Source organism: Amycolatopsis tucumanensis (assembly GCF_021654135.1).
GTDB classification, from domain to species: domain Bacteria; phylum Actinomycetota; class Actinomycetes; order Mycobacteriales; family Pseudonocardiaceae; genus Amycolatopsis_E; species Amycolatopsis_E tucumanensis.
This window is the reverse complement of the sequence record NZ_JAKGSD010000025.1, coordinates 108,001-120,574: the sequence shown is the minus strand read 5'-3', so window position 1 is coordinate 120,574 and position 12,574 is coordinate 108,001. Positions and strand designations below refer to the sequence as shown.

Sequence of the window (12,574 nt, the reverse complement as noted above, 5' to 3'; positions counted from 1 at the left end):
GTCCGCGCCGGCAACAAGTCCTCGATCAACGCCCACTGCTCATCCGAGAGCAACTCAAACCGCGACACAACCAGCAGCATCCCAGCCACCAACCGCGATCTTTGTCAGACACGCCCTAGGCGCGTCAGCGGTAGCGGCCCACGGAGCGGGTCCGGAGACAGCGCCGCGCGGTGGCGCTGTCTCCGCGCCGGGGAAGCGCTCGTGCCCAAGCGATAGGAACAGCCCGCCGCGGCCGGAAAGTGCCTACGGGCGTCAGCGGTAGCGGCCCGCCGAGCGGGGCGGCCAGCGCCGCCCCCGGGTGGCGGCGCTGTTTCCGCGCCGGGAAGCGCGCATGCCTCGGCGATTGGGAGCAGCCCGCCGCGGCCGGAAAGTGCCTACGGGCGTCAGCGGTAGCGGCCCGCCGAGCGGGGCGGCCAGCGCCGCCCCCGGGTGGCGGCGCTGTTTCCGCGCCGGGGAAGCGCGCATGCCATCAGTGATGGGGAACAGCCTGCCGCGGCCGGAAAGCGCCTACTCGCCTCAGCGGTAGCGGCCCGCCGAGCGGATCGCCGCCAGCACCGCCGTCAGGCTCGGCAGCCAGCGCTGCTGCGGGTCCGGCGGCACGATCCACCGCGCGAGGTCGGCGGGGCCGTGGGTGCCCGGCATCGGGATGGAGGTGCCCGCCGTCAGCACCCGCACGTCGCGGGGGAGGAACTCGGCGTCGCTGCCCAGGATGTCGGCCTCGACCAGGAAGATGACCACCGAACCGTGCTTGGTGGGCACGCTCAGCGCGGGCCCGCGGCAGCCCTGGCGCGCCAGGTTCTCCAGCACCTGCTCGGCCCGGGCCCGCGGCACGGCGACCGCGCCGATGCCCGCCCCGATCACGAAGTTGAGGGTGCCGTTCTGCCAGTGGACCGGCCAGCCGAACGTGCGGCGGTAGTCCACGGGCGTGCTGGCCGGACGCTTGGTGCCCAGATCGTGATCGACGCTCATGACGAGCCCCCTTCCCGGTGAGGCGGGGCACCAGAGCGGCAGTGCCCGAGTCGGCGGTGGATGACTGTGATGCTAATGGCACTGCGTGCCCTTAGCAAGACCGGCCTGTTAGTTTCGTCCTCATGTCCGACGAGTCCCGGTCCGCGCCGCGACCGCGGGTGGGCAGGACCACCGCGGGGCGCAGGCGGCTGCGGCACGCCCTCACCGTGGCGGCGATCGAGAAGTTCTCCGAGCAGGGGTACGACGCCACCACGGTCGACGAGATCGCCTCGGCCGCCGGTGTCGGCCGTCGCACCTTCTTCCGGTACTTCCGGTCGAAGGAGGACGCGATCTTCCCGAACCACGAGGAGGTCCTCGGGCGCATCGAGCAGCTCTTCGCCACCGCGGACGAGCGGCAGAACCCCCTCGAAGTGGCGTGCGCCGGGGTCGGGCTGGTGCTCGACTCCTACCTCGCCGACCCGGACGTCTCGGTCAAGCGCTTCGCCCTCACCCGCACCGTGCCTTCGTTGCGGGACAAGGAGGTCGCGAGCGTCGACCGCTACCAGCGCGTGCTCGCGACCTTCCTGCGCGCGCGGTTCCAGTCGGCCGGCGACCCGCTGTGGGACCTGCGCGGCTCGGTCGCCGCGGCGGCGGTCGCGGCGGCCCACAACCACGTCCTGCGCCGGTGGCTGCGCAGCGGCGGCGCCGAGGACGCCCACGCGCACGCGAAGGAGGCGTTCGCGCTGGTGATCGACGCCTTCGCGGACACCGCGGCCCCGCGCGCGGACCGCGACGACGAGTCGGTGGTCGCCGTGCTCAAGACCTCCGCCCCGCTGTCCGAAGTGGTCCGGCAGATCAGCCAGGCGCTGCGCTCCGCCGACTGAAACGGCACGGGGTGCCACTCCCGCAGGAGTGGCACCCCGTGCCATTAGTGCTGGTGGCGACGATCACTCCTCCGGCGCGAGCCAGAGCACCCCGGACGGCGGCAGCTGCAGCACCGCCGACGCCGGCTGTCCGTGCCACGGCTCCAGCTCGGCCTCGACCGCGCCGTAGTTGCCCACCCCGGAGCCGCCGTAGATCTCGGCGTCGGTGTTCACGACCTCGCGCCACCGGCCCGCGGCGGGCAACCCGACCCGGTAGTCGTGGTGCGGCATCCCGGCGAAGTTCGCCACGCACGCCAGCCGCGAGCCGTCCTCGCCGATGCGCAGGAAGCTCAGCACGTTGCCGCCCGAGTCGTTCGCGTCGATCCAGGCGAAGCCCTCCGGCGTGGTGTCCGCGCTGAACAACGCCGGCGACGACGTGTACGCGGCGTTCAGGTCCCGCATCAGCTTCTGGATCCCGCCGTGCAGCGGCTGTTCCAGCAGGTGCCAGTCCAGCGACCGCTCCTCCGACCACTCCTGCTCCTGGCCGAACTCGCCGCCCATGAACAGCAGCTGCTTGCCGGGGTGCGCCCACATGAACGCCAGCAGCGACCGCACGCCGGCGGCCTTGTTCCAGTCGTCGCCGGGCATGCGGCCCCACAGCGAGCCCTTGCCGTGCACGACCTCGTCGTGCGACAGCGGCAGCACGAAGTTCTCGCTCCACGCGTACACCAGCGAGAACGTCATCTCGTTGTGGTGGTAGGACCGGTGCACCGGATCGTGCGCCAGGTAGTGCAGCGTGTCGTGCATCCAGCCCATGTTCCACTTGAACCCGAACCCGAGGCCGCCCAGGTGCGTCGGCCGCGTCACGCCCGGCCACGCCGTCGACTCCTCGGCGATCATCACCGCGCCCGGGTGTCGCTTGTAGACGGTCGCGTTCAGCTCCTGCAGGAACCGCACCGCGTCCAGGTTCTCCCGGCCGCCGTACTGGTTGGGCACCCACTGGCCCTCCGGCCGCGAGTAGTCTAGGTACAGCATCGAGGCCACCGCGTCCACGCGCAGACCGTCCAGGTGGTACTCCTCCAGCCAGAACAGCGCGTTCGCGACCAGGAAGTTGCGCACCTCGTTGCGGCCGAAGTCGAACACGTACGTGCCCCAGTCCAGCTGCTCGCCGCGGCGCGGGTCGGCGTGCTCGTACAGCGGGGTGCCGTCGAAGCGCGCCAGCGCCCAGTTGTCCTTGGGGAAGTGGGCGGGCACCCAGTCCACGATCACGCCGATGCCGCGCTGGTGCAGCCGGTCCACGAAGTACCGGAAGTCGTCCGGGTGGCCGAACCGCGCGGTCGGCGCGTAGTAGGAGGTGACCTGGTAGCCCCACGACCCGCCGAACGGGTGCTCGGCGATCGGCAGCAGCTCGACGTGCGTGAAACCCATGTCCCGCACGTAGTCGGCCAGTTCCTCGGCCAGCTCGCGGTAGCCCAGCCCGGGCCGCCACGAACCGAGGTGCACCTCGTAGACGCTCATCGGCGCGTTCGCCCAGTTGGTGGCGTTGCGCTTGGCCAGCCACTCCTCGTCGGACCACTCGTAGGCCGACGCGGTGACCACCGACGCGGTCGCGGGCGGTTTCTCCGTCGCGAATGCCATCGGGTCGGCCTTCTCGTGCCACTGCCCGTCGGCGCCGAGGACGCGGAACTTGTAGTGCGTGCCGATCTCCACGCCCGGGATGAACACCTCCCACACCCCGGACGAGCCGAGCGAGCGCATCGGGTGCGACCGGCCGTCCCACCCGTTGAAGTCGCCGATCACCCGCACCCCCCGCGCGGTCGGCGCCCACACCGCGAACGACGTGCCGGTGACGACCCCGCTCGGCGTCTCGTAGGACCGGGGGTGCGCGCCCAGCACGTCCCACAGCCGCTCGTGCCTGCCCTCGCCGATCAGGTGCTGGTCCAGCTCGCCCACCGTGGGCAGCCACCGGTACGGGTCGTCGAGCGTGCACACCTGCCCGTCGTAGTCGACCTCCAGCCGGTAGTCGCCGGGGTGCTCGGGCACCGTTCCGGCGAACAGGCCGTCCACGACCCGTTCCAGGTCGAACTTGTGGTCGGCGGCGACCACGCTCACCCGGCGCGCACCCGGCCGCAGCGCCCGCACCACCACCGCGTCGCCCACGGTGTGCACACCGAGGACCGAGTGCGGGTCGTGGTGCGAGCCGGCCAGCAGCCGGTCGATGTCGCCGGGCGGCGGGGCCGCCTCGGGCAGTTCGGCTGGGACCGCGTTCACGGTTGTTCGCCTCCTGCGGTGATCCGTGCGATGGATGCCAACGGCACGGTCAGCCATTCCGGCCGGTTGGCGTGTTCGTAGGCCACCTCGTAGACGGCCTTGTCGAGCTCGAACGCGCGCAGCAGGTCGCCGTGCGCCCGCGGGTCGCCCACCGTCTCCGGCGCCGCCTTGGCGTAGCCGTCGCAGAAGGCCGACCGGTTGCGCCGCGCCCACTCCAGCGCCCGCTCGGTGAGCCGCGGATCGTCCTCGTCGTGGCCGATCAGCATCTGGTGCGCTGCGTAGTCGAACGAGCGCAGCATCCCGGCGACGTCCCGCAGCGGCGAGCGCAGCGCCACCCGTTCGGCCGCCGGCGCGGCCGGCTCGCCCTCGAAGTCGATCAGCAGCCACCCGGTGACGCAGCGCAGCACCTGTCCCAGGTGCAGGTCACCGTGGATGTACTGCATGGACACCGGTCCGCGCGCCTCCCGCAGCTTCTCGAAGGCGGCGCGCAGCGCCGGGGCGTGCTCGGCCAGTTGCGGCACCGCGCGGCTGACGGTGTCCAGTCGATCCCGCATCGCCTTGACCGTGCGGTCGAACTCGCCCTCGTCGGCGATCTCGTCGCCGAGGGCCCGCCGCAGGTCGCTGTGCACGGAGGCGACAGCCTGGCCGAGCCGCTGCGCCTCCCCGGCGAAATCGCCGCCCACCTCGTCGGGGGGCAGCTCGGGATCGGCCATGAGGTCGCGGACGCTGGTGGTGGCCATGGCCCAGCCGTCCACCGCGTCGGACACGAACTTCTGCAGCATCCCGATCGTGACCGGCTCCCCGTCGAGTTCGCCGGTGATCGAGCCGAGCAGGTCGGCGATGTGCTTGCTGCCCACGTCGTGCAGCGCCCGGTGCAGGCGCAGGTCCGGGTTCTCGCCCGGGGTGAGCTTGCGGAACAGCTTGAGGATGTAGTGGTGACCGAACACGAGCGAGGTGTTGCTCTGCTCCGCGCCCACCGGCCGGGCCCGCAACCCGCTCCGCAGCTCGGTGCCCGGTTCGCGCTCGAACCGCAGCGAGCCGATCCGCGCGTCCCCGGCGATCAGGTCGAGCAGCTTGCTCGTCAGGTCGGCGTCGCCGGTGGCCTCGTAGCAGGGCAGGCCCTTCTCGGTGCCGATCCAGCTCGACCCGAGGTACTCCGGCAGGTGGGCCTGGCTCCCGATGAGGAGCTGGTACGGCTCGCGCCGGTCGTCCTGCGCCACCTCGACGACGAGGTGGAGCAGGAGCGGGTCGCCCGGCATCAGGACCGTCGTGCTCAGCGGGCGCACCGCGGTGATCGGGCGGTCCTTCCCGGCGAACCACCGCTGCGTGGGCAGCCACTCCGGCAGTTCGGTCACCAGCGCGCCGACCAGCTCACGGGGATCGGTCAAGTCACTCACCTCGCCTCGCCTTCGCGTCCGCGTCCAGCAGCTGGAACCAGTAGAAGCCGTGCCCCGGCAACGTCAGCAGATAAGGCAGTTCCCCGATGTCGGGGAACTGAACACCGCCGGTGAGCTCCAGGGGCGTGTAACCGTGATGCTCCGACAGGTCCAGCTCGACCGGTTGCGGGAATCGCGACAGATTGTTCACACACAGGACGATGTCGAGCCGCCCGTCCGGCCGGATCCAGGTCCGCTTGTAGGCCAGCACGCTCGGGTTGGACCCGCCGAGCTCGACGAAGTCGCCTTCGGCGAACGCGTGGTGCTGCTTGCGGACCTCGATCATCCGCCGCGTCCAGTTGAGCAGCGACGACGCGCTGTCCCGCTGGGCCTCGACGTTGATCGCCTGGTACCCGTAGACCGGGTCCATGATGACCGGCAGGTAGATCCGGCCCGGGTCGCAACCCGAGAAACCGGCGTTGCGATCGGGCGTCCACTGCATGGGTGTGCGCACCGCGTCGCGGTCACCCAGCCAGATGTTGTCGCCCATTCCGATCTCGTCACCGTAGTACAGAACGGGTGACCCGGGCAGCGAAAGCAGCAAAGCCGTGAACAACTCGAGCTGGTTGCGGTCGTTCTCCAGCAGCGGCGCCAGACGGCGGCGGATGCCGATGTTCGCCTTCATCCGCGGGTCCTTGGCGTACTCCGCGTACATGTAGTCGCGCTCTTCGTCGCTGACCATCTCCAGCGTCAGCTCGTCGTGGTTGCGCAGGAAGATGCCCCACTGCGCGCCGTCCGGGATCTTCGGCGTCTGGGCCAGGATCTCCGAGATCGGGAAGCGGGACTCCCGGCGCACGGCCATGAAGATGCGCGGCATCAACGGGAAGTGGAACGCCATGTGGCACTCGTCGCCGCCGGTGGCCGGGTCGCCGAAGTACTCGACCACGTCCGAGGGCCACTGGTTGGCCTCGGCCAGCAGGACCCGGCCCGGGTACTCGTCGTCGACGACCTTGCGGCAGCGCTTGAGGAACTCGTGCGTGCGCGGCAGGTTCTCGCAGTTGGTGCCCTCCTGTTCGAACAGGTAGGGAACCGCGTCCAGACGGAAGCCGTCGATGCCCAGGTCCAGCCAGAACCGCAGGACGTCGAGCATGGCCTCCTGCACGTCCGGGTTCTCGTAGTTGAGGTCGGGCTGGTGGGAGAAGAAGCGGTGCCAGTAGAACTGGCCGCGCACCGGGTCGTAGGTCCAGTTCGACGTTTCGGTGTCCACGAAGATGATGCGCGCGTCGGCGTAGCGCGAGTCGTCGTCGCTCCAGACGTAGTAGTCGCCGTAGGGCCCGTCGGGGTCGGACCGCGACTGCTGGAACCACGGGTGCACGTCCGAGGTGTGGTTGAGGACGAGGTCGGTGATCACGCGGATGCCGCGCCGGTGGGCCTCGTCGAGGAGGTAGACGAAGTCCTCGACCGTGCCGAACTCCGGCAGCACCGCGCGGAAGTCGCTGATGTCGTACCCGCCGTCGCGCAGTGGCGAGGCGTAGAAGGGCGGCAGCCAGAGGCAGTCGACGCCGAGCCACTCCAGGTAGTCGAGACGGCCGGCCAGGCCGCGCAGGTCGCCGGTGCCGTCGCCGTTGGAGTCGGCGAACGCGCGCACCAGCACCTCGTAGAAGACAGCGCTCTTGTACCAGTGCGGGTTGTCCGGGGCCTGTTTCGCGTGCTTGAAGTCGTCGGCCTGCGGCTCGACGAGCATCCCGTCGGGGGTCATCGCCTCACCGGTGTGCGGGATGCCCTCCAGACCGAGCGCCGCGTCGGGCCGGGCGTCTTCGTCCATGAACTCCACCTCTCCCCACCTCATCCGGGTGCGTTCGACTACCCCGGCGCCGGTCGGTGCGCGGGGTTCTCCGTGGAAAAACCGTGTTGTGTCGGGGCCGGATCAGTCGCGGCCGGCCAGGCGCCGCTGGACGCCGACGACGTGCGCGACCGAACGCCAGGGTTCGAGCCGCACGTAGTTCGCCTGGCCCCAGTCCCAGGTCTCGCCGGTGACCTCGTCGTGCGCGATCAGCCGCTCGTGCCAGTCGAAACCGAGCGCGGCCAGGTCGAGCCAGAGGGTCCCCTCCTGGGCCTGGTGCGGATCCAGGGTCACCACCACGACGACGGTGTCGCCCGTCGCCGGATCCTGCTTGGAATACGCCAGCAGCGCCGGGTTGTCCACGTGGTGGAACCGCAGCGTGCGCATCTGCTGCAGCGCGGGGTGGGCGCGGCGCACCGAGTTGAGCTTCGTCAGCCACGGCTCCAGCGAGCGGCCCTCCGCCAGCGCCTGGTCGAAGTCGCGCGGGCGCAGCTCGTACTTCTCCGAGTTGAGGTACTCCTCGCTGCCCTCGCGCACCGGCTCGTGCTCGTACAGCTCGTAACCGGAGTAGACGCCCCAGGTCGGCGACAGGGTCGCGGCGAGCGCGGCGCGCAGCGCGAACATGGCCGGGCCGCCCTTCTGCAGCGACTCGTGCAGGATGTCCGGCGTGTTGACGAACAGGTTCGGCCTGCCGACGTCCCAGTGCTCGACCAGGTCGACGCCGAACTCGGTCAGCTCCTCCTTCGTCGTGCGCCAGGTGAAGTAGGTGTAGGACTGGGTGAAGCCGAGCTTGGCCAGGCCCCACAGGCGGGCCGGGCGGGTGAAGGCCTCGGACAGGAACAGCACGTCCGGGTGCGCGTCCTTCACGGTCTTGATCAGCCAGGCCCAGAAGTCCGGCGGCTTGGTGTGCGGGTTGTCGACCCGGAAGATGCGGACCCCGTGCGAAACCCAGTGCAGCACCACACGCAGCACCTCGGCGTAGATGCCCTCGGGGTCGTTGTCGAAGTTGATCGGGTAGATGTCCTGGTACTTCTTCGGCGGGTTCTCGGCGTAGGCGATGCTGCCGTCCGGGCGCGTGGTGAAGAACTCCGGGTTCTTCAGCACCCACGGGTGGTCCGGGGCGGCCTGCAGCGCCAGGTCGAGGGCGACCTCCAGGCCCAGCTCGGTGGCGCGGGCGACGAAGTCGTCGAAGTCGTCGATGGTGCCCAGCTGCGGGTGGACCGCGTCGTGGCCGCCCTCGTCGGATCCGATGGCCCACGGCGAGCCGACGTCGGTCTCGTCCGGGGTGAGGGTGTTGTTGCGCCCCTTGCGGTTCACGCGGCCGATGGGGTGGATCGGCGGCAGGTAGACGACGTCGAAACCCATGCGCGCGATGCGGTCCAGGGCCTTGGCCGCGGTCTGGAAGGTGCCGTGCACGGGACGGCCTTGCTCGTCCCAGCCGCCGGTGGAGCGGGGGAAGAACTCGTACCAGGACCCGAACGCGGCGCGTTCCCGGTCAACCCAGATGCGCATCGGCTTGCCCTTGGTGACCAGCTCGCGCACCGGGTACTCGTGCATGATCCGGTCCACGTCGACCGACAGCGCGGGGCCGACGCGCTCGGCGAGGTAGCGGTCGGTGTCGCGCAGGGCGTGCGCGGCGCTGGTGAGCAGGGCGCGCTCGCGGCGGCGGTCCGGGCGGCGCGAGACGCGGTCCAGCAGGCGGGCGCCGGTCTCCAGGTCGTTGGCCAGCTCGGTGGCGTCCTGCCCGGCGGCCACCTTGACCTTGACGGCGTGCTTCCAGGTCGACCAGGGGTCGCTCCACGCGTCGACGCGGAAGGTCCACAGGCCCTCGGCGTCCGGGACGATGACCGCGCCGAAGCGGTCCAGACCAGTGCCCTGCTCGGTCATCCGGGTGCGGCGGGAGATCCGGTCGTGCGGGCCGCGCCAGGACACCGTGGCGGCGACCGCGTCGTGACCCTCCCGCCAGACCGTCGCCGAGATCGGAACGTGTTCCCCCACCACCGCTTTCGCCGGGTAGTGGCCACAGCTGACCGCTGGGGTCACGTCGTCGATGCCGAGCCGGCCGGTCATCGGCAGCGCCCCTCTCACCGTTGTTGTCGAATATGCAGCCCCACCCGACGGCCCGGTGGGGACGTACAGGTCTTCGGAAGGAGGTACCCAGCTGCGAACGTGCGCAAACTACCGCCTCGAGTGTCACTCTCCGTCGGCGGGCCACGTGTGTCCAGTGTGGTCATCGACTGGTAACCCACGCGTCACGGCGTGGTTCGCTTCGGCGCCTTCCACGCGCACTTTCGACCCCTCAACGGCGTTCAGGCAAGTCGGGTAACACCAACGGGCGTCAGCTCGGAAGGGCTTGCCACGCCTGGGATCGGGGTGCCCCGTCGTACCCGCCGGTAACCCTGGGGGCGCTGGTCTGTTCCGGTGGTCGTGGAGAGGTGCGGGTGGTGCTGGTTGGTGGGGGAGGAGGATCGGGCGGTGGTTGCCGGGGTGGTCACGCTCCGGCGTGGGCGGATGGTGCTCGCCCCGCCTGCACCGCCTGTGGCGCCGCGCCCGCAAGAGGGGAGCGCGGCGCTGGCGTTCGCGGTGCCACCTGCCGCCACACGTGTCGCCGCGCGGCGTGCTCCTGCCGCACGGTGCTCCACCTCTGTGACAGCGCTCGGCCGGTCTACCTCGGCGTGATGTCGCGGGGGGCGCGGAGCAGCAGCAGCGCCCTCGCGGGCAGGGTCAGCCTGCTGCCGGGCGTGAGGGCACCCGGGGTGGCTGGGCTGCCGTCCGGTGTCGTGGTGTCCAGGGTCGGCTTCAGGGTCGCGCCGAACTCCGGGCCGGGCAGGGTGACCTTCACGGGCTCGTCGCCGGAGTGGAGGATCAGCAGCCACGAGTGGTCGGCGATCAGTTCGCCCTCACGGGTGCGGGACTGGCTGTTCGACCCGTCGATCCACATCATCAGCGTGCGGCGGCCGCCGTCGAACCAGTCCTCCTCCGTCATCTCCTCGCCGTCGGGGCGGAACCAGATCAGGTCGGGCCGCCCGGTGGGCGTCGTGCGGCCTTCGAAGAACTCGGGCTGCCTCAGGGCGGGACTCGCGGCCCGCAGGTGCACCAGCCGTCGCGTGAAGGCCAGCATCGCGGTCGCGTCCGGGTCGCCGGACCAGTCCAGCCACGACGTCTCGTCGTCCAGGCAGTACGCGTTGTTGTTGCCACCCTGGGTGCGCCACAGCTCGTCACCCGCGACGAGCATCGGGGTGCCCGTCGACAACAGCAGCGTCGCGAGCAGGTTGCGCGCCTGCCTGGCCCGCAGCTGCCGGATCTCCGGATCGTCGGTCTCGCCCTCGGCGCCGTGGTTCCACGAGCGGTTGTCGTTCGTCCCGTCGCGGTTGTCCTCGCCGTTGGCCTCGTTGTGCTTTTCGTTGTAGGACACCAGGTCCCGCAGCGTGAAGCCGTCGTGAGCGGTGATGAAGTTGACCGACTGCCACGGGCGGCGCAGGTTGTGGTCGTACAGGTCCGACGACCCGGACAGCCGGAACGCCAGGTCGTCCACGCCCACCGCGCCGCGCCAGAAGTCGCGCACCGTGTCCCGGTAGCGGCCGTTCCACTCCGCCCACTGCGCCCCGAAGTCGCCGACGCGGTAGCCGTGGCCGGTCACGTCCCACGGCTCGGCGATCAGCTTGCACCGGGACAGCACCGGGTCGGTGGTGATCGCGGTCAGCAGCGCCGAGTCGCGGTCGAACGCGCCGCCGCCGGGCCGCCCGAGCGTGCTGGCCAGGTCGAACCGGAACCCGTCGACACCCATCTCGGTCGCCCAGTACCGCAGCGAGTCGGTGACCAGCCGGATCACCGTCGGCGAACGCGGCTCCAGCGTGTTGCCGCAGCCGGTCAGGTCGATGACGTTGCCGCGGCCGGCGTGCAGGTAGTAGGCCGGGGCGTCCAGGCCGCGGAAGGACAGGGTGGGCCCGTCCAGGCCGCCCTCGCAGGTGTGGTTGAAGACCACGTCGAGGATGACCTCGATGTTGGCCGCGTGCAGGGCGGCGACCATGGTGCGGAACTCGGCGACCTCGCGCCCCGGCTCGCTCGCGTACCCGGCGTGCGGCGCGAAGTACCCCAGCGGCGAGTACCCCCAGTAGTTCTTCCGCCCGGTGCGCACCAGGTAGGGCTCCTCGGTGAACCAGTGCACCGGCAGCAGCTCCACCGCGGTCACCCCGAGCCGCACCAGGTGCTCGATCGCCGCCGGGTGCGCCAGGCCCAGGTAGGTGCCGCGCAGGTTCGCCGGGATCTCCGGGTTGCGCTGCGTGAAGCCCTTCACGTGCATCTCGTAGATGACCGACTCCTCGAACGGCACCTCGGGCTTCACGCCCGTGTCCGGGCCGCCGTGCGAGGTGACCACCGACAGCGGCACGCTGCCCAGCGAGTCGACCTTGGAGCGCCGGTGGTGCATCGGGTCGCCCGCGTGGCCGAGCGCGGCGGTCAGGTCGGTGAGGGCGCCGGTGATGCGGGTGGCGTACGGGTCGACGAGGATCTTGTCCGGGTTGCAGCGCAGGCCGCGCGACGGGTCGTACGGGCCGTGCACGCGGTAGCCGTACTTCTGGCCCGACGTCACGCCGGGCACCAGGCCGTGCCACACGCCGAAGGTGCGTTCGGTGAGCTCGACCCGGCGTTCGGAGCCGTCCTCGCTGATCAGGCACACCTCGACGGCGTCGGCGACGGTCGAGGTGACGGCGAACCGGACGCCCCCGCCCTCCGGGTGCGCGCCCAGGGGGAAGGGGCGCCCGGCGAGGACGAGGTTGTCGGTGGCAGGTCGGATGGCCATGGCCCGATTCTCCCAGCACCCCCCGACAGTTTCGTCACCGCCGAACGGTGTTGATCAGGTGGGGGTGCGGGAGCCGGTGGTGACGGCGGGTGGCCGCGGCGAGGGGACGAGGGGTTGTTCGCGCAGGTCGGTGGCTTCTGCGCGGGGGGATGGGTGGCGGGTAGGTGGGGCTGGTCGCGGGGGTGGTGAGGGTTTGGTCACCGCCGCAGAGTGCTGATCAGGTGGGGTGCGGCGGGTGTGGGTTTGTCAGCGCACGTCGGTGCCTTCTGTGCGAGGCGGATGGGTGGTCGGTACGTGGGGGCGGCCGGGTGGGTGGTGACCGGGCGTGGCGGGTGGGCGCGTTCGCCCAGGTCGGCGCGGGCGGATGGTGGTCGGTATGTGGGGGCGGCCGGGTGGGTGGTGACCGGGTGTGGCGGGTCGGCGGGTTCGCCCAGGTCGGCGCGGGCGGATGGTGGTCGGTAGGTGGGGCGGC

At 71.0% G+C, this 12,574-nt stretch carries 7 protein-coding genes; 1 reads left to right on the top strand and 6 read right to left on the bottom strand.

Annotation, left to right across the window (positions count from 1 at the left end; all coding sequences use genetic code 11):
• Positions 1-516: 516 nt before the first annotated feature.
• On the bottom strand, positions 517-969 hold the full coding sequence (locus L2C96_RS24100; protein ID WP_237337868.1) for a hypothetical protein: 453 nt from the start codon (positions 967-969) through the stop codon (positions 517-519).
• A gap of 122 nt (positions 970-1,091) precedes the next feature.
• Here L2C96_RS24100 and L2C96_RS24095 point away from each other — a divergent pair, with 122 nt between their 5' ends.
• Positions 1,092-1,832, top strand: coding sequence for a TetR family transcriptional regulator (locus L2C96_RS24095; RefSeq protein WP_237337867.1), 741 nt, complete (start codon positions 1,092-1,094; stop codon positions 1,830-1,832).
• 63 nt (positions 1,833-1,895) lie between these two features.
• Here L2C96_RS24095 and glgB read toward each other — a convergent pair whose 3' ends face one another.
• The 5 genes from glgB to glgX form a co-directional block, all read right to left on the bottom strand.
• Positions 1,896-4,082 carry a 1,4-alpha-glucan branching protein GlgB gene (gene glgB / locus L2C96_RS24090; RefSeq protein ID WP_237337866.1) on the bottom strand — a complete coding sequence of 729 codons (2,187 nt, stop codon included), beginning with the start codon at positions 4,080-4,082 and terminating at the stop codon, positions 1,896-1,898.
• Positions 4,079-5,470: a maltokinase N-terminal cap-like domain-containing protein gene (locus L2C96_RS24085; protein ID WP_020420586.1), complete on the bottom strand. Its 1,392-nt coding sequence runs from the start codon at positions 5,468-5,470 to the stop codon at positions 4,079-4,081. Before L2C96_RS24085 ends, glgB begins: the two co-directional genes overlap by 4 nt.
• A 1-nt stretch (position 5,471) precedes the next feature.
• The gene (gene treS / locus L2C96_RS24080; protein ID WP_027936240.1) at positions 5,472-7,283 is read right to left on the bottom strand and encodes a maltose alpha-D-glucosyltransferase; all 1,812 of its coding nucleotides are present in this window, start codon (positions 7,281-7,283) and stop codon (positions 5,472-5,474) included.
• Between the two features lie 102 nt (positions 7,284-7,385).
• Positions 7,386-9,371, bottom strand: coding sequence for a maltotransferase domain-containing protein (locus tag L2C96_RS24075; RefSeq protein ID WP_020420584.1), 1,986 nt, complete (start codon positions 9,369-9,371; stop codon positions 7,386-7,388).
• 595 nt (positions 9,372-9,966) lie between these two features.
• Positions 9,967-12,102, bottom strand: coding sequence for a glycogen debranching protein GlgX (gene glgX / locus L2C96_RS24070; RefSeq protein WP_237337865.1), 2,136 nt, complete (start codon positions 12,100-12,102; stop codon positions 9,967-9,969).
• Between the last annotated feature and the right edge of the window lie 472 nt (positions 12,103-12,574).